Origin of the sequence: Porphyrobacter sp. AAP60 (assembly GCF_001296025.1) — a bacterium.
Taxonomy (GTDB): domain Bacteria; phylum Pseudomonadota; class Alphaproteobacteria; order Sphingomonadales; family Sphingomonadaceae; genus Erythrobacter.
In genome coordinates, this window is record NZ_LJHV01000008.1 from 185,033 (window position 1) to 206,437 (window position 21,405).

At 63.7% G+C, this 21,405-nt stretch carries 19 protein-coding genes; 8 read left to right on the forward strand and 11 right to left on the reverse strand.

From position 1 onward, the window contains the following. Window positions 1-103: 103 nt before the first annotated feature. Both IP79_RS06825 and IP79_RS06830 read right to left on the reverse strand, forming a co-directional pair. Window positions 104-748 carry an NrsF family protein gene (locus IP79_RS06825; RefSeq protein ID WP_054118520.1) on the reverse strand — a complete coding sequence of 215 codons (645 nt, stop codon included), beginning with the start codon at window positions 746-748 and terminating at the stop codon, window positions 104-106. Window positions 749-751: 3 nt separating this feature from the next. Continuing rightward, the gene (locus IP79_RS06830) at window positions 752-1,276 is read right to left on the reverse strand and encodes a sigma-70 family RNA polymerase sigma factor (protein WP_054118521.1); all 525 of its coding nucleotides are present in this window, start codon (window positions 1,274-1,276) and stop codon (window positions 752-754) included. Window positions 1,277-1,656: 380 nt separating this feature from the next. On the opposite strand from IP79_RS06830, the gene IP79_RS06835 reads away from it, so the two are divergent. Next, a complete protein-coding gene (locus IP79_RS06835; RefSeq protein WP_054118961.1) occupies window positions 1,657-4,689 on the forward strand; it encodes a TonB-dependent receptor in 3,033 nt (1,010 codons plus the stop codon). A gap of 135 nt (window positions 4,690-4,824) precedes the next feature. On the opposite strand, the gene hisN is transcribed toward IP79_RS06835, so the two are convergent. The 3 genes from hisN to IP79_RS06850 all read right to left on the reverse strand — a co-directional run bounded on the left by hisN (window position 4,825) and on the right by IP79_RS06850 (window position 6,990). After that, window positions 4,825-5,595 carry a histidinol-phosphatase gene (gene hisN / locus IP79_RS06840; protein ID WP_054118522.1) on the reverse strand — a complete coding sequence of 257 codons (771 nt, stop codon included), beginning with the start codon at window positions 5,593-5,595 and terminating at the stop codon, window positions 4,825-4,827. Then, entirely contained in the window at window positions 5,592-5,939 is a 348-nt protein-coding gene (locus IP79_RS06845) for a hypothetical protein (RefSeq protein ID WP_054118523.1), read from the reverse strand. Before IP79_RS06845 ends, hisN begins: the two co-directional genes overlap by 4 nt. A 115-nt stretch (window positions 5,940-6,054) precedes the next feature. Next, a complete protein-coding gene (locus IP79_RS06850; protein WP_054118524.1) occupies window positions 6,055-6,990 on the reverse strand; it encodes a ribose-phosphate pyrophosphokinase in 936 nt (311 codons plus the stop codon). Window positions 6,991-7,210: 220 nt separating this feature from the next. Between IP79_RS06850 and IP79_RS06855 the strand changes: the two genes are divergently transcribed. Further along, window positions 7,211-8,176 carry a glutathione S-transferase family protein gene (locus tag IP79_RS06855; RefSeq protein ID WP_054118525.1) on the forward strand — a complete coding sequence of 322 codons (966 nt, stop codon included), beginning with the start codon at window positions 7,211-7,213 and terminating at the stop codon, window positions 8,174-8,176. A gap of 82 nt (window positions 8,177-8,258) precedes the next feature. Here IP79_RS06855 and glpX read toward each other — a convergent pair whose 3' ends face one another. Then, entirely contained in the window at window positions 8,259-9,287 is a 1,029-nt protein-coding gene (glpX, locus tag IP79_RS06860; RefSeq protein ID WP_054118526.1) for a class II fructose-bisphosphatase, read from the reverse strand. Window positions 9,288-9,352: 65 nt separating this feature from the next. Between glpX and IP79_RS06865 the strand changes: the two genes are divergently transcribed. Together IP79_RS06865 and IP79_RS06870 are read left to right on the forward strand one after the other, a co-directional pair. After that, window positions 9,353-9,991 (forward strand): hypothetical protein, encoded by a 639-nt coding sequence (locus IP79_RS06865; protein WP_054118527.1) that lies wholly within the window; start codon window positions 9,353-9,355, stop codon window positions 9,989-9,991. Window positions 9,992-10,003: 12 nt separating this feature from the next. Beyond that, a complete protein-coding gene (locus IP79_RS06870) occupies window positions 10,004-10,729 on the forward strand; it encodes a hypothetical protein (protein WP_054118528.1) in 726 nt (241 codons plus the stop codon). Window positions 10,730-10,834: 105 nt separating this feature from the next. On the opposite strand, the gene IP79_RS06875 is transcribed toward IP79_RS06870, so the two are convergent. Further along, entirely contained in the window at window positions 10,835-12,139 is a 1,305-nt protein-coding gene (locus IP79_RS06875) for a homoserine dehydrogenase (protein ID WP_054118962.1), read from the reverse strand. An 89-nt stretch (window positions 12,140-12,228) separates the two neighbouring features. Further along, a complete protein-coding gene (locus tag IP79_RS06880) occupies window positions 12,229-13,068 on the reverse strand; it encodes a hypothetical protein (RefSeq protein ID WP_054118963.1) in 840 nt (279 codons plus the stop codon). A gap of 445 nt (window positions 13,069-13,513) precedes the next feature. On the opposite strand from IP79_RS06880, the gene IP79_RS06885 reads away from it, so the two are divergent. The 4 genes from IP79_RS06885 to IP79_RS06900 all read left to right on the forward strand — a co-directional run bounded on the left by IP79_RS06885 (window position 13,514) and on the right by IP79_RS06900 (window position 16,161). Then, window positions 13,514-14,200 (forward strand): energy transducer TonB, encoded by a 687-nt coding sequence (locus IP79_RS06885; protein WP_054118529.1) that lies wholly within the window; start codon window positions 13,514-13,516, stop codon window positions 14,198-14,200. Between the two features lie 66 nt (window positions 14,201-14,266). Then, a complete protein-coding gene (locus IP79_RS06890; RefSeq protein ID WP_054118530.1) occupies window positions 14,267-15,037 on the forward strand; it encodes a MotA/TolQ/ExbB proton channel family protein in 771 nt (256 codons plus the stop codon). A 135-nt stretch (window positions 15,038-15,172) separates the two neighbouring features. Then, window positions 15,173-15,703 carry an ExbD/TolR family protein gene (locus IP79_RS06895; protein ID WP_197273765.1) on the forward strand — a complete coding sequence of 177 codons (531 nt, stop codon included), beginning with the start codon at window positions 15,173-15,175 and terminating at the stop codon, window positions 15,701-15,703. A 29-nt stretch (window positions 15,704-15,732) separates the two neighbouring features. Next, window positions 15,733-16,161 carry an ExbD/TolR family protein gene (locus IP79_RS06900; RefSeq protein ID WP_054118531.1) on the forward strand — a complete coding sequence of 143 codons (429 nt, stop codon included), beginning with the start codon at window positions 15,733-15,735 and terminating at the stop codon, window positions 16,159-16,161. A 189-nt stretch (window positions 16,162-16,350) separates the two neighbouring features. Here the strand turns inward: IP79_RS06900 and IP79_RS06905 are convergent, their stop codons facing one another. From IP79_RS06905 to pgmG, 3 genes are all read right to left on the reverse strand, one after another. After that, window positions 16,351-18,879 (reverse strand): ligase-associated DNA damage response DEXH box helicase, encoded by a 2,529-nt coding sequence (locus tag IP79_RS06905; RefSeq protein ID WP_420705625.1) that lies wholly within the window; start codon window positions 18,877-18,879, stop codon window positions 16,351-16,353. Next, entirely contained in the window at window positions 18,836-19,747 is a 912-nt protein-coding gene (locus IP79_RS06910; RefSeq protein ID WP_054118532.1) for a hypothetical protein, read from the reverse strand. Before IP79_RS06910 ends, IP79_RS06905 begins: the two co-directional genes overlap by 44 nt. 125 nt (window positions 19,748-19,872) lie before the next feature. After that, window positions 19,873-21,288: a phosphoglucomutase/phosphomannomutase PgmG gene (gene pgmG, locus IP79_RS06915; RefSeq protein ID WP_054118533.1), complete on the reverse strand. Its 1,416-nt coding sequence runs from the start codon at window positions 21,286-21,288 to the stop codon at window positions 19,873-19,875. Window positions 21,289-21,405: the final 117 nt, after the last annotated feature.

The window sequence follows — 21,405 nt, forward strand, 5'->3', positions numbered from 1 at the left end:
GATGGCAGACAAGCCCTTAAGAAAACGTGGCAATCGGCACGGGTTTTGCCGCAAGATCCAGCACGGGATCTACGGCCCCGGACTGGGGTATTTTGGGCCGCTGTTACCAGCGCACCAGCAGGGGCACCACAGCGCGGCCGACTGCGCCCATGGACAGCACCACTGCGCTGTGCCAAACGCCGATGTGGACGATATCGCTTTCGGGGCAATGCAGCGAAAAGGCGAAGATTCCGAAGCTTCCTGCCGCAATCCCTGTGACAAGACCGGCCCGGTCCGGCGCGGTCGGCGCGCCCTTGCGCAGCCACCATACGAGAATAGCCAGCACCAGCACCGAACCACTGCTGCCGATGGCAAAGCATGTCAGCCCGTGGTTGAAGCTTTCCTGCGAAACCAGATCCCCGCCGCCGGCCAAGCCGACGATCAGCCCTGCTGCGGGCAGCAGCGCTGCCATCGCGGCCGCCCATCTCCAGCCGCCATGATCACTGCCCACACAAGGGCGGCTCATCACGATCACAGTAACGCTGGCAGCCACGGCGAGGCCCAGGAACAGTCCGGTGGCAATCAGATGCACCGGATTGACCATTCCAGCCTGAAGATCGGGACGCATCCCGAACAGCGCGATCACGACCGCCACCGAAACCGCAGCCGCAATCAGCGTAATTGCCATGCCGTGGGCAAAGCGCAGCGGCTTTACCGGTTCAAGCCCGCCGGCCAGTTCTGCAATCAGAACATCGCAATTGCGTACCATAATTCAGGCTTTCTCGATCATGTGGGCCAGCTTTTTCAGGCCGCGGTGGATGTTCACTTTGACAAGGGATTCGCTCTGGCCGGTTGCATGCGACGCTTCGGCTATGCTGAGGCCTTCGATCTTGACCAATGCGATGGCGCGGGCCTGGGCTTCGGGCAGCACACCGAACAATCGTTCCAGGGTGATGCGGGCCGCGATCGCGGGTTCATCGTCGTTTCCGGCGATCTCGGCCTGCAGCTCGCATTCTCCGGCGCGGTACAGGCGTCGCAGGTGATCGACCCAGCGATAGCGGGCAATCGCCGCCAGCCACGGCAGGAAGGGGCGGGCCGAATCCCACGAAGCGCGCTTGGTGTGCAGCGCGATCAGGGTTTCCTGCACCAGATCGTCAAGCTGCGCAGGGGCCACGCGCCGCGCATAATAGCCGCGCAGCCAGCGCTGGCAGGCCTCCAGCAGGCTGGCATAGGCCTGCTTGTCACCCTGCTGCGACATGACCATCAGGCGGGCGAGGGTCGCCTCGTCGGCTCTCATGCGGCACATGCTTTCGCCAGCAGGTCCGGGGTTCCGAAAGGTTTACAGCCCGGCCCGCCTATGGCCCCGCCAGTTGCACGGGCAGAAACGGCAGAAATGGCGTTCATTCTTCTTCCCCCCTGCCCCCGGCTGCACCGCTGAGGGGCATCAAACGATGCATCCCCGTGGCGGTGGTCACAGGCCTGATTATCCGCCGGTTCGTCGCAAGCGTCCAGAAGGTTACCGGCGGCGCTGGGGTTTTGTGCAAGGTGCGGTGGCCGGGCGCCGGTGGCACCTTTGCCGGATCTGCGTAACCTTTGGCTTGCGCTGCACGAACTCCGCCGCAACAGGCCAATCGCCACGCGCCTTGCGCGCCAATTGAACAGGGGAATACGGTGATCGTGACTATCCTTCGGACTGGCGCAGCAGCAACTGCGCTGGCCGCGGCGGCATTGGTTGCCGCTACGCCTGCGCAAGCGCAGCAGGCCGGGATTGAAATCACAGTGGTCGATACCGCAGGCGCGCCGGTGGCCGGTGCCGAGGTGACAATCGCCAACCCCGCCATCGGGCTGAGCCGCACTGTGCGCACCAACGAACGCGGAACGGTGCAGGTCGATGGTTTGACGACTGCGGGGGAGTATCTGGTTTCGGTACCCGCTTCGGATCGCTACGCTGCAATCGCCGCGCAACCGGTTGAACTGCGCGCAAACTTTACCCGCAGCGTGATCCTGCAACTTGCCGCTGCCCAAAGCGCGGGCATTATCGTGACAGCATCACGCGCCATCACCGGATTGAACACCGCCAACGCCGAAATCTCCGCTTCGCTGGGGCGCGAGCAGCTGGTCGCCCTGCCCATCGAAGGCCGCGATGTGCTGGGCGCGCTGATCCGCCTGCCCAATGTCGTCCCCTCGACGGGATTTTTCCCTGAAGCGCCCTCCATCTCGATCAACGGATCGAACGGGCTCGATACGAACTACCTGATCGACGGGCTGGACAATAACGAGAACTTCCTGGGCGGCATCCGCTTCCCCGTGCCGCTGGGCTTCACCCGCGAAGTGACGGTGCTGGCGAACTCCTATTCGGCAGCATACGGACGCACTGCCAACGGCATCGTCAATTATACTACCCCCTCGGGCAGCAATGATTTTACCGGCGAGATTTATAGCTTGGTTCGCCCCGGCAGGCCGCTCGATTCCCGATCGCCCTTCCCCCGCCGCGACCTGTCGGGCAACCCCGTCGGCGAAAGCTTTGAACGCTATCAGACGGGCTTTGCCGCAGGCGGGCCGATCAGCCGCGACAAGACCTTCTTTTACGCGAATTACGAATATACCCGTGATCGCAACACGCAGGTGGTGGATGCGCCCGCGCTGGCCATTGTCGATACTGTCACCGGCAATAACACCTTTCACCTCGCCTCGCTGCGGATCGACCACCGGTTGACCGAAGACTGGACGCTGGGCCTGCGCGGCAATGTGGGCCGCGTGACGATCGACCGGCCCGGCGGCGGATTGGGCGGAGGCAATGCCACCTTCCCCTCTGCCGGATCGCAGCAGGACAGGAACTCCACCCTTGTTGCCGCCACCGCCAGCTATGCGGGTAGCGAATGGTCTTATGACGGGGCGGTTCAGTTCAGCCGGTTCCGCTGGGATTATGGCGAGGCGGTGGGCGCGCCGGGGCCGCAAGTGGTGGTGCGCGATACCACCGGGCTGGTCGCCGCAGTGGTCGGCAACCCCGGCTTCGTGTTCGATAGCCTTGAAGAGACATGGCAGACCACCCACCGGCTGCAACGCGCCTTCGGTGCGCACACCTTGCGGGTGGGCGCGGATGTGATCCGTTCGGACTTCGCGCTGCTGGGCGGTGGCAATCCCGATGGCAATTTCACGGTTGATCTGACCGCGGGCCAGCTGGCCAGCCTTGCAGGGCGGGGCCTCGCGCTGAATGCGCAGGATGTGCTGGCATTGAACCCAGTGGTGGCGAACTACGCGGTCGAACTGCGCCCGCAAAGCTTCGGCACCAGCCAGACGCTGCTGGCCTTCTACCTTGAGGATCAATGGCAGCTGTCCCCCACGCTCACCGCCACGCTGGGCTTGCGGTGGGATTACGACACCCTGACGGAAGAAGGCAGTGGCAGCGGTGATACCGACAACATCGCGCCGCGCCTTGCCCTGAACTGGCAGCCGGGCGCACGGTCATCAGTGCGGTTCGGCGCAGGGATTTTCACCGGCAAGCTATCTTACGCCGTTGTGTCCGACGCCTTGCAGCGCAACACCACCGCGCCGGGGTTCCTCGCGCAACTGGGACAATTGCAGGCAGCAGGGCTGATCCCGGCTAGCACCGACCTTTCAGACATCACCTTTGACGGCAACCTCACCGTGGCGCCGCCCTGCGCCACCGTATCCGCCTGCCCCTCGCCTGAAGCGGTGCAAGCGTTGCGCGGCACGGCAACGCTGGGCGAGGGACGCATTCTCTCCCCCACCGGCTATGACAATCCGTGGAGCGTGCAGCTGAGCGGCGGATACCAGTATCAGGCGGCGGAACATCTTACGCTGTCGGTCGATGCGCTTTACAGCCGCTCGCATAATCTGGTGCGGCTGCGCGATCTCAATGCGCCCGCGCCGTTCAGCCCCAACCTTGCCAATCTCACCGATGCCAACATCGCCGAGTTGCGCGCTTTGCCGGACAATGCGGCGCGGTTTGCGCTGGCACGCAGCCTTGGTCTGGTACGCTCCCAGGCCGATGCCGATGCCACCCGTCCGGTGGCGCTGGTGCCCGGCGGGGCGCGGCAGATCACTGTTTCCGAAACCGCGGGCGAGGCCGAATATCTCGCGCTGATCCTGCAGGCGATCAAGTTGCGCGGGGATGATGATTACGCCTTCCGGGTCAGCTACACCCTGTCGAGCCTGAAGAACGACACCGACGACATCAATTTCCGCGCCGCAAATGCCAATGATTTCAGCACCGAATGGGGCCCGTCCGCGAATGATCGGCGGCACGTGATTTCGGCGGTGGGGTATCTCTATCCGGCAAACGGGTTGACCGTGACGCTGGCAGCCCTGTTCCAGTCTGGCCAGCCGGTCAATCTGGTGCCCGATGCGCGGATTTTCGGCACGCAGGATCTGAACGGCGACGGGGCGAGCTTTGGCGAAAACTTCCTCGGCAATTCGGATCGCTATCCGGGCGAAGGGCGCAATTCCGCCCGCCTGCCGTGGTCGGCCAGCATTGATATGGGTGTCCGATATGCGCTGCCGGTGTTCGGTGGCCGGATCGAGGCGAGCGCAGATGTGTTCAACATTCTCAACGCCAACAATCAAAGCGGATTTGCCAATGCCGCGACCACATCGAACCAGATCCAGTTCGGCGGGGGCGCGGATTTTGTGCAACGCAATGCCGGCCCGCCGCGCCAGTTCCAGTTCGGGCTGGGTTACAAGTTCTGATATCGGCGTTTAAGGCCTGCCCGCCGATCGGGGCGGCGGGGCCATAGGGCATCGGTCTGGCGTGAGTGCCGGTGCAACGGGATCGCTTCCCGCACGGCAACCTTGCGCTGAAACAGCAGCAAAGCGGATGCAACCCTATCCCATCGCCTCCAGCACATCTTCCAGCCGCGCCGGATCGCCCAGCGCGATCACCGTGCCGTGACTGCCTGCGTCGAGCGGGTTGCCCTGCCAGTCGGCCATCATGCCGCCTGCGCCCTCGACCACCGGCACCAGCGCGGCGTAATCGTAAAGCTTCAGGCCGGCCTCGATCACTACGTCGACATGCCCGGATGCGACGAGGCCGTAATTGTAGCAGTCGCCGCCGTAGATGATCTTCTTTTCCGCCACATTCTTGGCCACCGACATGAAGGCATCGGCTTCCTCATTGGTGAAAAGATGCGGGCTGGTGGTGGCGAGCACCGCGTCGGCGATGTCTTTCAGCGGGCGCGCTGCGGCAGGCTTGCCATTGAACAGCGTCGGCTGGCCGATGCGCCCCACCCAGCGTTCACCCGCAACCGGCTGATCGATGATGCCCAGCACCGGCCAGCCATCCTGCAACAACGCGATCAGCGTGCCGAAGATCGGGCGGCCGGCGATGAAACTGGTGGTGCCGTCAATCGGATCGAGCACCCATTGGCGGCCAGCGCCTTCGTTGCGAGTGCCATATTCCTCACCGATGATCCCGTCGCGCGGGAACTCGGCCTCGATCAACCGGCGCATCGCGGCTTCGGCGGCGCGGTCGGCTTCGGTCACGAAGCTGCGGTCGGCCTTCTTTTCCTCGCTCCATGCTCCGCGAAACAGAGGACGGATGGCAGCGCCAGCCAGATCGGCAAGGCGCAGGGCGAGAGCGAGGTCTTTGTCAGTCATGGTGCTTTCCAATAATCGAACGCCTCGGCCTGTCGAGCCTCGGTAAACCTGCGCGCCTCCGGTCCCTCCCACTCCAGCGGCAAGTCGTCGTAAACGCCTGTGCGGCTGACGAACCAGCCTTGCCCCGGCAGCCCGTCAGACTGGCGCACCACCAGCACCGCAAGGCCCGGTTCGCCGCAAGCGCGCCCATTCTCGTCAAGCGCGTCGAGCACCTTGCACAACTGCCGCATCAGCGGGCGGGTGAAGGCGTGGCCAAGGGTGCCCAGCAGCGCGCCGTAGGTAAAGACCTGCCGCGCGCGGGCCGCTTCGATCAGGTGACTGCGCACTTCGGCGGGATCGAACATTTCCCTCACCTCGTCATTGCGAGGAGCGAAGCGACGCGGCAATCCATGGATTGGCGTAGCGATTGCCGCAATGTCTGGCCATGGATTGCTTCGCCTGCGGCTCGCAATGACGAACTTAATCGAACAGCGAACTCACCGAGCTTTCATCCGCAATCCGGCGGATCGCTTCGCCCACCAGCGGGGCGATGGGCAGGATGCGGATGCGGTCCGATGCTTCGGCGGCTTCGGTCGGGCGGATCGAATCGGTGATCACCAGTTCCTTCAGGCTCGATCCGTTGATCCGCGCCACCGCTCCGCCCGACAACACACCGTGGGTGATATAGGCCGCGACCGATTTCGCACCGTTTTCCAGCAGCGCTTCGGCCGCGTTGCACAGCGTGCCGCCCGAATCGACGATATCGTCGATCAAGATGCAATGCCGCCCTTCGACATCGCCGATGATGTTCATGACTTCCGATTCGCCCGGACGATCGCGGCGCTTGTCGACGATGGCGAGCGGGGCATTGTCGAGCCGCTTGGCCAGCGCCCGGGCGCGCACCACGCCGCCGACATCGGGGCTGACGACCATCAGCGATTGATCGCCGTACCGCGTCTGGATATCCGCCGCCATCACCGGGGCGGCATAAAGGTTGTCAGTCGGGATATCGAAGAAGCCCTGGATCTGGCCAGCGTGGAGATCCACCGCCAGCATCCGGTCGGCACCCGCCTCGGTAATCAGGTTCGCCACCAGCTTGGCCGAAATCGGCGTGCGCGGGCCGGGTTTGCGATCCTGCCGGGCATAGCCGAAATAGGGCACCACCGCCGTGATCCGCTTGGCCGAAGCGCGGCGCAGCGCATCGATGCAGATCAGCAATTCCATCAGGTTGTCGTTCGCCGGAAAATTGGTCGGCTGGACGACGAACACATCCTCGCCGCGCACGTTTTCGTGGATTTCCACGAACACTTCCTCGTCCGAAAAGCGCCGGACGCTGGCATCGGTCAGCGGGATTTCGAGATAGGCCGCAATGGCCCGGGCAAGCGGCAGGTTCGAATTGCCGGACATGATCTTCATGATGTGCGAATCCCCGAGCGCAGGTGGTGCACTCCGCCTAGCGCGGCGTCATGGAATTGCAACGTGGGAGGGAGCTTTGTCGACCGGTTGGATGATACGACGGTGTTTCCTCTTGATCCCATGCGGGCCACGCCCTGGCCCGTGCAGCAGACAGTACCGCGCCAGTCGGGAACCCAAACGCTTCCGGCCTGCTTTCCCTCCCATAGCAAAAAGGTGAAGCATGGGTTTTCTCAAAGACGGCGAATGGCATGACGAATGGGATTATAACGACGCGGATAGCGGCGCGTTCGAGCGCGACGAGAGCGCCTTTCGCAACTGGATAACGCCCGACGGATCGCCCGGCCCGACCGGGACAGGTGGTTTTCAGGCCGAACCGGGGCGCTATCGGCTCTACATCAGCCTCGCCTGCCCATGGGCACACCGCGCCAATATCGCCCGCCACCTGAAGGGGCTTACCGGCGAGATCGAACTGGTGGTGGTTCACTGGCTGATGAAAGACGGAGGCTGGTCTTTCCGGAAGGGCGAATGCGTGACGCCCGATCCACTGTGCGGCGCGCAAGCCCTTCATCAGGTCTACACCAAGGCCAAGCCGGACTATTCGGGCCATGTCACGGTGCCGCTGCTGTGGGACACGAAGACCGGCACCATCGTGAACAACGAAAGCGCCGATATCCTGCGGATGCTGGGCAGCGCCTTCGACGATTGCGGCGCAAATGATCGCGATCTTTATCCCGAAGCGTTGCGGGCCGAGATCGATGTACTGAACGACCGCGTGTACGGCGCGGTGAACAACGGCGTGTACAAGGCCGGTTTCGCTGCCTCGCAGCAGGCCTACGAAGATGCCGTGATACCGCTGTTTGCGATGCTGGACGAGCTTGAGAAACGTCTGGAAGGCCAAGACTGGCTGGTCGGCGGACAGCTTACCGAAGCCGACATCCGGCTTTGGACAACGCTGATCCGCTTCGATCCGGTTTATCATGGGCATTTCAAGTGCAACATTCGCCGGATCGCGGATTATCCGAACCTCGCCGCGTTTACCCGCCGGTTCTACGCGCTGGAAGACATCGCCGAGACGGTCAATTTCCGGCACATCCAGCGTCACTATTACGAGAGCCATTCGCACATCAATCCGACCGGCGTGGTTCCTGCGGGGCCGGATCCGATGGTGCCGGGCGCGGCGAATTAGCGGCTGACGCGCCGTTGTGTGCCTGCGGGCAGACGGTGCGGAGGGCCTTGGCGGTAGCAGCGGCCCTGCGCCCTTTAACCGATCACGCGATCCTGTGCTCTCCGCGAATCCACCTTACCGTCCCCGATGATGCCCGCATCACCACGCTTTCGGTGGTCATGTAGACCTCTCCCGTGGGCTTGCGGCGGCGCTTGACCCCGTCGAGCAGCGAGCCGTCGGTCACGCCGGTGGCGGCGAAGATGCAGTCGCCCTTCGCCAGATCTTCCAGCTTGTAGATGCGGTTCAGATCCTCGATCCCCCACTTGCGGGCGCGGGCCTTTTCATCTTCGTTGCGGAACACCAGCCGCCCGTTGAACTGCCCGCCCACGCAGCGCAGCGCGGCTGCGGCCAGCACGCCTTCGGGTGCGCCGCCCTGGCCCATATACATGTCGATCGTGGTTTCCTCGTCGGTCACCGCGATCACGCCCGCCACATCGCCATCACCGATCAGCACCACACCGCAGCCGATGCTGCGTAGCTCTGCGATCAGTTCGGCATGGCGCGGACGATCCAGCACGCAGACATTGATGTCGCGCGGCTTCACGCCCTTGGCCTCTGCCACCGCCATCACATTCTCGGTCGCGGACTTGGCCAGATCGATGATGCCTTCGGGGTAACCGGGGCCGACCGCCAGCTTGTCCATGTAAACATCGGGCGCGTTCAACAGGCAGCCTTCTTCCGCCGCCGCCAGCACGGCCAGCGCATTGGGCCCGGCCTTGGCGGTGATGGTGGTGCCTTCCAGCGGATCGAGCGCGATGTCGATCTTGGGGCCTTTGCCGATACCGACCTTTTCACCGATGAACAGCATCGGCGCTTCATCGCGCTCGCCCTCGCCGATCACCACGGTGCCATCCATATAGAGCGTATCGAAAGCGCGGCGCATGGCTTCGACAGCGGCGGCATCGGCGGCTTTTTCATCCCCGCGCCCGATCAATTGCGCAGCGGCAATCGCCGCCGCTTCGGTGACGCGCACCATCTCCAGCACCAGAACGCGCTGGATTGCATTGTCGCTGGCTGCGTCGCTGGCTGCTTGATCAGCGGCGGTGAGGTGGGTATCGTTTGACGAGTTCATGCGCAATTCAGCCCTTCTTCGCTCTGGATGCGACCAGACCATGTATCGGCAGGGGGCTTAAGCGGATGGAGACGGGTTTGTCGAGCAATGCCATGCCTATCGTGCCGGGTTTCCGCGCCGTTCTGCCGCTTATGGCCCTTTTGATCAGCGCCCCTGTGATCGCGCAGGATGACACCGCAGCGACTCCGCCCGCCGATCCGGCGGCAACCACCTCCCCGCCGCTCGACGTGCCGCCGCGTCCGCGCGTCAATGTGATGGTCACCGTGCCGCGCGGGGAGATCAATCAGGCGCAGGTACAGGAATGCGAAGACCGCGCCGATGCCGGCACAATCAGCGGCGAAATCGTGGTGTGCCGCCAGGTGGGCGATGATGGCAGCAATTCGCTTTCCGAAAGCCGCGCCGCCGCGCAAAAACGCTATGCGCAGGAAACCATGCTCAAGGGTGGCACGCGTGCGCCCGAAGCCTTCGGCATTCCCAATCACGGCAATCCGATCAGCTTTGGCGGGGTGCCGCCGCCAGCGCTGATGATCGATGTCGAAGCCCTGCCGCAGGCGCCCGCCGGTTCCGATGCCGACCGGATTTCACGCGGGCTGCCGCCGCTGAACGAAGAACGCGAACTGACCGAGGAAGAAGAAAGGGCCCGGCGCGAAGCGGCAGGCATCAAGACCGCCACTCCGCCGAGGGGCAAGAAGAAGGGCAGTTAGGCAGCATAGGCCGTGCCCTTCCCCTTCTTCTTCATCGCGCTGGCTGCGCAGGTGGCAACCGAGCCGCAGGTGCCCATCGGGCCGCAGGTGCCGCCCGAGCAGACCCTCCGCCTGCCGCCCCTGCGCGAGGCGACCCGCCCGCCGCAGCGCGCCCCGCTGAACGCGCCGCCCGAGCCGGAGCGCATTCCGATCGATCTCGGCCCCGATGCGCCGACCGGCTCGCCGCCCGAAACCATCGACATCCTCGCCCCGCCGCCCGCGCCCGAGGCTGCCAATGCCGCGCTGGTCAAGGAATGCGAAGACCAGCGCGAACGCGGCATCATTGATGGCGAGATTGTGGTGTGCCGATCGCTGGAGGTCGACACCTCGCAGCTTTACAGCGGCAGCCGCGCCGCATGGCTGAAAGATTACGCCGAACGCACCCAGAACGCCGGCACGATTGCGCCTCCGGATGTGGCCGGGCCGGGCATCTTTCGCGGGCCGCCCACGATCAGCGGACTATGCTTCATCGGGCCATGCCCCAAGGATGAGGCGCTGATCATCGACGTCGAAGCCATCCCGCCGCCGCCCGCCGGATCGGATGCCGAAAGGGTGGCGCAGGGGTTGGCCCCCTTGCAGGGCGACGACGCGCCACTTTCAGATGAGGCCCGCACCCGGCTGGAAGCGGAACTGGGCTTGCCGGAGGTGGGTGGACCCGAGGAACCATCAGCCGAAGAGCCCTTACTCCGTTCGTCCTGAGCTTGTCGAAGGACCGTCCTTCTTCTTCCGTCACACACTTAAGCCCAAAGGAAAAGCAGCCCTTCGACAAGCTCAGGGCGAACGGAAATGGTGCAATGCTTTACCCTAGAGCGGCAAAATCGGCAGCACCAGCGGCTCGCCCGAAAGGCTGTCCGACCCTTCGAGCAGCGCCAGCGCCTTGGCCACACAGCGTTCCGGCCCTTCGTGCGTGACCATCGCCACCATCACCTCGCCCCCGCTTTGCGAACGGCCTTGCTGGATCAGGCTTTCAATCGAAACGTCACCATCGCGCAGCGCGGCGGTGAGTTCGGCCAGCACGCCGGGGCGGTCTTTCACCATGAAGCGGATATAGGTGCGCTCGGTACGGTGGCCCGGTTCGGCCGGTGGCAGCGCGGCCAATTGGCTGCTGGGGATCGAGAAGGGCGCGCCCACTTCGTCGCGCGCAATGTCGATCAGGTCGGCGGCAACCGCGCTCGCGGTCGGCCCGTCGCCCGCGCCTGCGCCCTGAAACAGCAGGCGGCCGGAGAAATTGCCCTCCGCCACCACGGCATTGGTGGCGCCGTCGACAGCGCTCAAGGGGTGGCCTCTGGCGACAAGGCAGGGCCGCACGCGCTGGAGCAGGCGCGCCCCATCGGCAGTCTCTTCCACATCGGCTTCCCCGATCAGCCGGATCACAAAGCCCAGCGCATCGGCCTGCGCGATATCGGCGGCGCGTACCTGCGTAATGCCGCTCACCCGCACGCCAGCGAAATCGACCCGCGTGCCGAACCCGATCGCGGCCAGGATCGCCAGCTTGTGCGCCGCATCCACGCCTTCGATGTCGAAGGCCGGATCAGCCTCGGCAAAGCCCAGCTTTTGCGCCTCGGCCAGCACATCGGCGAAATCGGCCCCGGTGCGCTCCATGGTCGAGAGGATATAATTGCAGGTGCCGTTGAGGATGCCGTAAACCTTCGTCAGCGCATTGGCGCTGGTGCCTTCGCGCAGGCCCTTGATCACCGGGATGCCGCCGCCGACGGCTGCTTCGAACTTCAGGGCGGCATTATGCCCTTCGGCCAGCTGTGCCAGTTCCAGCCCGTGATGCGCGACCATTGCCTTGTTGGCGGTGACAAGGCCCTTGCCCGCGCTCAACGTTGCGCGCGACAATGTCAGCGCCGGGCCGTCCGAACCGCCGACCAGTTCCACCACCACATCCACATCATCGCGCCGGGCCAGCGCGGTCATATCGTCTTCCCACGCAAAGCGGGCGATATCGACGCCGCGATCCTTGCCGCGATCGCGCGCGCTGACAGCCACCACCTCGATCCCGCGTCCCGCCCGCGCCGCAATCAGAGCGCGGTTGGTATCAAGCAGCCGGATAACCCCTGCGCCAACCGTGCCGAGACCGGCGATGGCGATACGTAGCGGGGCCATAGGTGCAGGGGCAGGTGCGGTGGTGGTCAAGCGGCGCTCCATCATGAATCGCAACGCCGCTTAACCACGCAGCCCGTGCGGTCAAGCTGTCAGCTTGCCGCAGGGGCCTGCGTGATGCGCCGCGTGCACGGGCCAAGCTGGGCGATCACATAGGCATAATCCCCCGCCGCCAGCCGCCGCGCCTCCGGTTCGCGCGCGAGATTGGCGTTGCTCGGCAATTGCGCGGGCAGCGAACAGGCGAGGCGATACCAGCGCAGCGTTTCGGGTGCAGGCGGGCGGGCCGAGGAATCGATGATTTCGCCCCACGAAACGCCCCACTGCGGGGTCTGCCCCGGACGCCGCAGCACCGTGATCGACACGGGCGAACGGTTTTCGGTTGCCAGAAAAATCTGGGTTTCCGATTCGCCCGTCAAGGTGCCCGCCACCGCCAGCGCATCGCTGATGCCGGTGATACGCGGCGGCACACTGGCAGCGTAGATTTCGCTCAGCAGCGGGCGCAGCCGTGCCTCAAGCGCGGGCGTATATTCCAGCTGCGCGCCCGGCGCGACCAGCCGCACCTCGCCCGCGCGGCCTGGCACGCTATCGGCAAACAGCACGAATTCGCGCTTTTTCAGCTTGGGCACCTTGCCCTTTGCATCAAGCGGGACATCAACCAGATATGCCAGAGCGCCGCCCACCGAAGCGCGGCCGGCGATCAGCGCCACCGTGTCAGCCTCGATGTAAAGACGCGCGAATCCCGCTGCGAGGCCGGGCGCACGATCAGGCTTCAGCACCGTCTGGCGGCGAATCTGGACGCGCACGACAAGGTCTGCCGCGTCAGAAAATGTCGCCAGATCGGCATAAGTCGGCCCATTTGTTGCCGCCGCCGTAGGGGCAGATGAAGTTTGTGCACGGACTGCATCGGGGGCTGCAAGGGGTGCAACCACCATCCCGCCCAGGACCAATGCGGCTGCCGCCATAGGCCTGAAAAAGCGGGTTAATTCGTCTTTAACCTGTGGTGTCATCATGGTTCTCATCGATCGGTTCCAGCATGCAGCTTTAGCACTCCCTATTGCACATGGCTCGCAGTGAATCCGCCCTGAACCGCAAAAGCGTTTGATCGGCTTGGGGTTGCCCGTTAAAGCCCGAGTGCTGACTGCGCGGGACTGGGGACATTGCCACGCAGACAGCTCAGGTTGCGTTCAGGACTAAGGCGTCCAGAACGTACCAGTCGGGATCAGGTTCGGGCGGCGTGCATATCCAGCACACGCCCGTGCCGTGTTTTTCGACATGGGAGGGCCAAAATAACCGGGATCCATTCGCCCGTCCGAAAGGGCGGAGAATGGGGAGTGTGCCGATCCCCTGATCGGCGAGTAATTGGAGAGAAAGCGCTGGATGTCCTACGCTAGCCAACAACAAGGATTGACCGGCCCCAAGCTAGTCTCACTGATCATCGCACTAGCGATCGTCGGGAGCGTCGGGCTGGGCATGGTCGTCTTTCTTGCCGTCGATGCCGTCAAGGAAATGGTCGAACGTGTGACCACCGTCGAAGTCAAGGAAGAAGAACCGCCGCCGCCACCGGACGAGCCACCGCCGCCCGAAGAAGTGCCGGAGCAAACTTCGCCCCCGCCGCCGGTAGCGCCGCCGCCGCCGTTTGACATCGCGCCGAATCCGCCAGAGGTGAAGTCGGTGCCAATTCCGCCGCCGCCGCAGCCGGTGAATACGCAAGCGAGCAACGTGGCCCCTCCGGGCCCGCCAACCCCGCCTGCCCCGCCGGCGCCTTCGAAGGCTCGCGGTGCCCGCACCAAGAACGAACGCAGCTGGGCTGCGCGCATTCAGGAAAACTACCCGGCTCGCGCTCTGCGTGAGGAAACCGAGGGTACCGTGGGTGTGCGCGTGACGGTGACAGCCGATGGCCGGGCAACCGGATGTTCGGTAACCGCATCAAGCGGTTCGTCCATTCTGGATCAGGCGGCCTGTGTTGGGATGGAGCGTTATTCACGCTTTGAACCGGCACTGGATGCCGCCGGTAACCCGACGTCGGGCAGTTACACCACCCGCATTACCTATCGTTTGAACTGACGGATTATCCGGCGGGCGGTGCAGCCGCCCGCCCCCGGTACAACATTTTCAAGAGGACTTTTCGCAATGAACCTTTATCTTCTCGCCGCAGCAGCCGGTGAAGCAGCACCCGAAAACAAGTTCGGCTTCGTCGAAGCCATGCGCGAGGGCGGCCCAGTCGCCTGGACGATCCTTGCCGTGATGGTCATCATGTCGGTCGGCTCGTTCTACATCATGTTCACCAAGCTGTTCGAACAGAACAAGGTGATGAACCAGTACAAGAACGTGCAGACCGCCTTCTGGCGCGCCGGCAGCCTGCGCGAAGGCGCGACCAAGCTCGACAAGGACAGCGCATGGCGCCAGCTCGCCGACGACGCCGTGAAGGCGCAGGACGAGCACGGCAAGATGACCGACAGCCTTGAATCGCATGATTACATGCACGGTTCGCTGCAGCGTTCGGAAGATTCGATCAACGCCGTGCTCGCGGGCGGCCTGCCGTTCCTGGCAACCGTCGGTGCGACCGCACCTTTCGTGGGTCTGCTCGGCACCGTGATCGGGATCTACCGCGCACTGATCAACATCGGCATCGCCGGCAACGCCTCGATCGACAAGGTCGCCGGCCCGGTTGGTGAAGCGCTGATCATGACCGCCATCGGTCTGCTCGTGGCTGTGCCTGCCGTGTTCGCGTTCAACTGGCTGCAGTCGCGCAACCGCCGCATCGCCGCCATGCTCAGCACCTTCACGACCGATCTGCTGGCCTACATGAACTCGAACGGCGCGGTGAAGCCGACTGTGACGGCAGCAGCTCCGGCTGCCAAGCCGGCTGCCAAGCCCGCAGCGCCTGCCCCGAAGGCCTGATCACCATTGTCACAAGCGGCGGGGGCCGATCGTGATGGTCGCCCCCGCCACTTCCACCCGGATACCGTCCCTGTAAACGGGGCCGTCCGGGGCAAGTCTTCAAGTCAAATTGTTTGACACAGGTAGGAATTCACAATGGCGATTTCGATGGGAGGCGGGGCGGATACCCCACTGTCCGACATCAACACCACGCCGCTGGTGGACGTGATGCTGGTGCTCCTGATCATCTTCCTCATCGCGGTTCCGGTGGCGATTCAGACGATCGAACGGCTGGAAATTCCGGTCTTCGAATCCGAAGAATCCAAGGACAAGGTGGAAAACCTGCTGCTTACGATCAGCACCACCGATGCCGCCGGACGCAGCGCAGGGGAGCCGGGCTTTGCAGGCGCCTCGCGCGGGGGCGAATGCCGGGTCTATTTCAACAACATCACGCCTGTTACCTCGGCCGAACTGGAAAAGATGGCGTTTGATCGTCTCGATGCCATCGTCCGTCGTGCGGGCGGCGCCGAAGCGCTGATGCAGGATCCCGAAGCGATCCCGCAGGTGCATATTCGCGGTGACGTTCAGGCTCCGTGGCGGTGTGTTGCCGGCGCGATCTACAACGTGCAGCGCGCGGGCTATCCGATCGTCGGGTTCATTTCGAACCCGGTTGATCCGAACGGCTGATTGTTTAGGTTTTTCAAGGAGTAACTGACATGGGTATGGCCGGAGGAAAACTCGACGGCGAGCCGATGATGGAAATGAACATGACGCCGCTGATCGACGTTCTGCTCGTTCTGCTGATCATGTTCATCATCACCATCCCGGTGGCGACCCACTCGGTCGACATCGATTTGCCGCAGCCCAACAATTCGCCGCCGCCGCTGGTCGAGCCGACGAAGAACAAGCTGGTTCTGTCGCAAGACGATCTGATCCTGTGGAATGGCGAATCGATCAGCGAAGGTCAGCTGGTCTCTGCCCTGCAGCAATCGACCACGATGGTGCCCGAGCCCGAACTGCAGTTCGAGCCTGAAGCGCTTGCCAGCTATCAGCTGTCGGCCCGCGTGCTGCAAACCATCAAGGCATCGGGCGTGACCAAGTTCGGGTTTGTCGGCAACGACAAGTATCGCGAATTCGGCAAGTGATTTGCCGGGGCTAGACCGGCCTTAGGTCGGTCTTGACCCCGTCTAGCTTCGCCTAGACTATCACCAAAAGGGGCGTTGCGAGCGATCGCAGCGCCCTTTTTGAATGGATTGGCGCGGGTTTCGTCGCTTGTGCCACCGCGCCGACAGCCTGATCGGGCAATCGCAATGTTTCACGTGAAACATTTTGCGCTAATCGGCCTCCTGCTCCGGATCGGGCCGCATCGCGGCGGCAATCAGCCCCTCGGCCTCCAGTAGCAATTCATCATCCACCGCGCCTTGCGGCACCGCCTCACGCCCGATCATCGTCATGACCGGCACCGCCAGCGGCGACACCCGCTCCAGCGAGACATGCACCAGCTCGCGCTCCGACCGTTCAAGCAGACCGGCAAGCCGCCCCACATCCGTCATCCGCGCCCGCGCATCGGCCCATGCTGCCTCGATAAGCACATGATCCGGCTCGTATTTCTTCAGCACATCGTAAATGAGATCAGTCGAAAAGGTGACCTGTTTGCCGGTCTTCTTCTTGCCGGGATGCTGGCGTTCCACCAGCCCGCTGATCACCGCCACCTCGCGGAATGCGCGGCGCAAAAGGTGGCTTTCGGTGACCCATTCGACGAACTCGTCGGTCAGAATATCGGGCGATAACAAAGGGGCAGGGTTATCGACCGGCTTCAGCCCCCATACCGCGAGACAATAATCATTCGCCACAAACCCGCCCGGCATCAGCCCGCGATCTTCCATCCGCCGGGTAATCAGCATCCCCAGTGACTGGTTCGCGTTCCACCCCTCGAATGTGTAGTAACAGGTGTAGTGTTTCCCTGCGTGCGGGAAGCTCTCGACCAACAACTCGCCCGGCGCAGGCAGCCGGCTGCGATAGTCCTGCATCTCCAGCCATTCGCGCACATCATCGGGGAACCGCCCCCAGCCAGCCCGGTCTGCCAGCATCGCCTGCACGCGGGTCGCCAGGTGGGTGGTGAGCGGCAGGCGAAGGCCGCCATATGACGGAATAGTGGCGCTTTTTTTGGCAGCGCGCACCACCACGTCCATGTCCTTCACGCTTTCAACCTCAAGGCTGATGCCCGCGAAGAAGAAAGTATCGCCGGGTGAAAGCTGTGCGGCAAACCGCTCCTCGACCTTGCCCAGACTTCGGCCATTCTTGAACCGCACAATGAGCATTTCGGAATCGACGATGATCCCCGCATTCATCCGGTGGCGCTGCGCCTGATTGGGGTGGGAAAGCCGCCAGACACCTGATTTGTCACGCACAATCCGCTGGAACCGGTCATAGGCCCTGAGCGCATAGCCGCCATTCGACACGAAGCTCAGCACACGGCCAAAGGTCGCATCGTCCACCCAGCTATAGGCGAGGCTGGATCGCACCTCGGCCAGCAACTCCCCTTCGTGAAACGGCCCCGCACAGGCGCAGGCCATCACGTGCTGGGCCAGCACATCAAGCCCGCCGGGCCGGAACGCCTCGCCATCGCGCTGGCCCTGATCGACCGCATCCTTGGCCGCCATTGCTTCAAGGAATTCAAAGCGATTGCCCGGCACCAGCACCGCGCGGCTTGGCGTATCCAGCCGGTGCCCCGCCCGCCCGATCCGCTGGAGCAGGCGCGAGGAACCCTTGGGCGCCCCCATCTGCACGACGAGATCGATATCGCCCCAGTCAATCCCCAGATCGAGGCTGGCAGTGCAGACCAGCGCACGCAATTCCCCGCGCGCCATCGCTTCTTCGACCTTGCGCCGCGCTTCCACCGAGAGGCTGCCGTGGTGGATGCCGATGGGCAGGTGGTCCTCGTTCGCCTCCCACAGGCACTGGAAAATGAACTCTGCCAGAAACCGCGTGTTGGTGAAGACCAGCGTGGTGCGGTTGGCCTTTATCGCCTCGTAAAGCTGCGGCACCGCCCAGCGCCCCGCGTGCCCGCCCCACGGCACGCGTTCTTCGATCGGGAGCAGGATTTCCACCTCGGGATCGGCCCCGTCCTCGCCCAGTACCAAATCGGCCGCGGCAATTTCGCCCCCCGCATCAGCGTGTTGCGGGGCCAGCCATTCCTGGAAGTCGCGTGGATTGGCGAGGGTGGCAGACAACGCCACCCGCTGCGCCTGCGGTGCCAGGGCGTGCAACCGGGCAAGGCTCAGCGCCAGCAGATCGCCGCGCTTGTCGGTCGCAAAGGCGTGCACCTCGTCGATCACGATCCGCTTCAGCCCCGCGAACAGGTCAGCGCTTTCAGGGTAGGATAGCAGCAGCGAAAGACTTTCCGGCGTCGTAAGCAGCACATGCGGCGGGCGTTCACGCTGGCGTTTCTTGCGGTCCGACGGAGTATCGCCGCTACGGGTTTCGACCCGGATCGGCAGGCCGATTTCCTCGATCGGGGCCAGCAGGTTGCGCTTCACATCCTGCGCCAGCGCCTTCAGCGGCGAGACGTAGAGCGTGTGCAAACCTTCAGGCGGCAGCACACCATCAGAGGACGCAAAGTCGCACAGGGTCGGCAGAAACCCCGCCAGCGTCTTGCCTGCCCCGGTATCGGCCACCAGCAGCGCATCACGGCCCGCCCGCGCCTTGGCAAGCATTTCAAGCTGATGCCGCCGCACCCGCCACCCGCGCTGCACGAACCACGTTGTGATTTCGGGGGGTAGCGAAGCGTCGGCGGGCCCGGTTTGCTGTGCGGTCACATCACTCAGCGTCAGCCTCGGCGGCGGCCTCATCGGCAGCAGCATCGGCGGCATCCATCGCCTCCCATGATGCTTCTTCGGTGGCATAAAGATTGGCTTCAATCTCCTCGACCGCATAGCCGGTCAGTTCGGCCACTCTGGCCTGTTCGGCTGGAGCGAGGTCGGCGAAATTGCGTTTGGCCGGAAGGTCGGCCGTGGCCTCGGCCAACTTCTGCTCAATCGATCCGATAGTGCCCATCATCGCCGGCATCGCCTCCATCGTCGCGCTGAGGACGCGCGGATCGCTCGACATGGTGAAGCTTTTGCGGGCGTAGTTCGTGCCGGTTTCGGTGAGGAAAAACGCCTCGATCTCGGCCAGTTCGGTCGGGTTGAAGTTGATCGCATAAAGCTCGGCCATCGCCTTGCGCATGCCGGGTTCCATCGCGTCCATCATCTGCGTCATCATGTCGGGAAGCATCGCCATTTCGCGTTCCTGCCGCACGGCCCACGCCGGATCGAAGAGGCCCGCCAGTTCCTCGGTCTGTTCCGGGGTCAGATCGAGATCATAGGTGCTCAGCCCCGTTGCCGCCGTCACGGTGGTGGTAGCGGCAGAGCCGCCCATCTGCATGATCGGGCCAAGCATCTTGTCGAACATTGATCCCATCATTTCGGACAAGGTCCCGTCAGGGATCATCCGGTTGATGATGCGCTGCGCCTGCGGCAGGCGGGCCTCCTGTTCGGCGGTCAGCGGCTCGGCCGGGAACATCGCGCCAAGCATCGCCATCGCCTGCGTCAACTCGTCAGGCTCATCGGAAGCGACGGCATCATCGATCATCACATCCTCTGCCTGCGCCTCCGGGTTTTGCGCGCATAGTGCGACCGGAGCGGCCAGCAGGGAAAGCGCGGCGCACGCGGCAAACAGAGTGGACTTCATTGATTCTCTCCAAGTGTGTTGCCCATCACTGCCCCAGCATCGCGAATTGCGCCAGCCTGTGTTGCGGGTGACTTACAATCCCTTGAGTACATCGTCGGGCACCGTCATGGCACAGCGCAACCGCATCAGTGGCCCACGCTTTCGCCCCGCTCCAGCCCTGACAGAGCTAACTGCTCGTCGATCTGCGCCATCAGCCGATCCAGCCCTTCAGCGCTTTCGCTCTCCGCGCGCGCAACCAGCACATCCTGCGTGTTCGAAGCGCGCAGCAGCCACCATCCGTCCGCGGTGTTGACCCGCACGCCATCGGTGGCGTTGACGCTTTCGACCCCGGCACCGGGAGCAGTGGTGAGACGCGCTGAAATCTCCGCCATGGCGGCAAACTTGCGCGCCTCATCAACCTGAAAACGCAGTTCGGGCGTGTTCAGCATAGGCGGGATCGCACCACGCAACCCAGTGACCGATTTACCCAGCCGCGCCGAAGCGGCCAGCAGCCGGACACCGGCATAAAGCGCATCGTCGAAGCCGTAGTAGTCATCGGCAAAAAACACGTGTCCGCTCATCTCGCCGGCCAGCGGCGCCCCGGTTTCCTTCATTTTGGACTTAATCAGCGAATGGCCGGTCTTCCACATAAGCGGCTCCCCGCCCAGTTCCGCCACCCGGTCAAACAGCGCCCGGCTGGCCTTAACATCGGCGATAATCGTCGCACCGGGGCGATTTTTCAGCAGATCTTCGGCATAGATCATCAGCAGCTGATCGCCCCAGATGACCCTGCCCGTGCCATCGATCGCACCGATGCGGTCGCCATCCCCGTCAAAAGCTACTCCGAAATCGAGGTTCTTCTCAGCGACGAGAGCCCGCAAGTCGGCCAGATTGGCTTCAACAGTCGGATCAGGATGGTGGTTGGGAAAATGTCCGTCAACATCGGTAAACAGCAAATGATGCTCCCCCGGCAGCCGGGCAGCCAGCGCTTCGAGCGCAGGGCCGGCAGCGCCGTTCCCGGCATCCCAGCCGACCTTCAGGCCTTCGAGCTTGCCAGTATCGATCCCGGCCAGTCCTTCGAGCAGGCGCTCGACATACTCGCCCATGATGTCGCGCGTGGTAACCTCACCCACGCCGCTGGCGAAGGCCCCGTCTGCTGCCAGTTTCCCGAGCTTCTGGATATCGGCGCCGAAGAACGGCCGGCCAAGAAATACCATCTTGAAGCCATTGTAATTGGGGGGATTGTGGCTGCCAGTTATCTGAATGCCGCCATCCACCTGTTCGGCTGACGCCTCGGCATAATAAAGCATCGGGGTGGCGCTCAGGCCGATCCGCACCACATCACACCCGCTCGCCGTCAAGCCTTCGACCAGCGCATGTTCGAGCATGGGTGAACTGATCCGTCCGTCATATCCCACCGCTACAGTCGCTCCGCCAGCCTCGCGCAGCAGGGTTCCGAATGCCCGACCGATCGCCCGTGCGTCATCCGCCCCCAGCGTTTCGCCGATGATACCGCGGATGTCGTATTCCCGCAGTACGGAAGGGTGGAACTGGTGTTGCATGGTGCGGGGTGGCTCCTCGAAAGCGGTTCGGCAGGGTTGCTGCCACGTCGTCATTATGGCTGGTAAAACGGTCGGTATCGCAAGAACAATCCTGCCGCCTTGCCGATCATTGGCCAA

What these genes read in the sequence shown, in the direction of transcription:
- IP79_RS06825 (WP_054118520.1), bottom strand. Translation starts at nt 748, where the DNA reads ATGGTACGCAATTGCGATGTTCTGATTGCAGAACTGGCCGGCGGGCTT.
- IP79_RS06830 (WP_054118521.1), bottom strand. Translation starts at nt 1,276, where the DNA reads ATGAGAGCCGACGAGGCGACCCTCGCCCGCCTGATGGTCATGTCGCAG.
- hisN (WP_054118522.1), bottom strand. Translation starts at nt 5,595, where the DNA reads ATGACTGACAAAGACCTCGCTCTCGCCCTGCGCCTTGCCGATCTGGCT.
- IP79_RS06845 (WP_054118523.1), bottom strand. Translation starts at nt 5,939, where the DNA reads ATGTTCGATCCCGCCGAAGTGCGCAGTCACCTGATCGAAGCGGCCCGC.
- IP79_RS06850 (WP_054118524.1), bottom strand. Translation starts at nt 6,990, where the DNA reads ATGAAGATCATGTCCGGCAATTCGAACCTGCCGCTTGCCCGGGCCATT.
- IP79_RS06855 (WP_054118525.1), top strand. Translation starts at nt 7,211, where the DNA reads ATGGGTTTTCTCAAAGACGGCGAATGGCATGACGAATGGGATTATAAC.
- glpX (WP_054118526.1), bottom strand. Translation starts at nt 9,287, where the DNA reads ATGAACTCGTCAAACGATACCCACCTCACCGCCGCTGATCAAGCAGCC.
- IP79_RS06865 (WP_054118527.1), top strand. Translation starts at nt 9,353, where the DNA reads ATGGAGACGGGTTTGTCGAGCAATGCCATGCCTATCGTGCCGGGTTTC.
- IP79_RS06875 (WP_054118962.1), bottom strand. Translation starts at nt 12,139, where the DNA reads ATGGCCCCGCTACGTATCGCCATCGCCGGTCTCGGCACGGTTGGCGCA.
- IP79_RS06880 (WP_054118963.1), bottom strand. Translation starts at nt 13,068, where the DNA reads ATGGTGGTTGCACCCCTTGCAGCCCCCGATGCAGTCCGTGCACAAACT.
- IP79_RS06885 (WP_054118529.1), top strand. Translation starts at nt 13,514, where the DNA reads ATGTCCTACGCTAGCCAACAACAAGGATTGACCGGCCCCAAGCTAGTC.
- IP79_RS06890 (WP_054118530.1), top strand. Translation starts at nt 14,267, where the DNA reads ATGAACCTTTATCTTCTCGCCGCAGCAGCCGGTGAAGCAGCACCCGAA.
- IP79_RS06895 (WP_197273765.1), top strand. Translation starts at nt 15,173, where the DNA reads ATGGCGATTTCGATGGGAGGCGGGGCGGATACCCCACTGTCCGACATC.
- IP79_RS06900 (WP_054118531.1), top strand. Translation starts at nt 15,733, where the DNA reads ATGGGTATGGCCGGAGGAAAACTCGACGGCGAGCCGATGATGGAAATG.
- IP79_RS06905 (WP_420705625.1), bottom strand. Translation starts at nt 18,879, where the DNA reads ATGCTGCTGCCGATGAGGCCGCCGCCGAGGCTGACGCTGAGTGATGTG.
- IP79_RS06910 (WP_054118532.1), bottom strand. Translation starts at nt 19,747, where the DNA reads ATGAAGTCCACTCTGTTTGCCGCGTGCGCCGCGCTTTCCCTGCTGGCC.
- pgmG (WP_054118533.1), bottom strand. Translation starts at nt 21,288, where the DNA reads ATGCAACACCAGTTCCACCCTTCCGTACTGCGGGAATACGACATCCGC.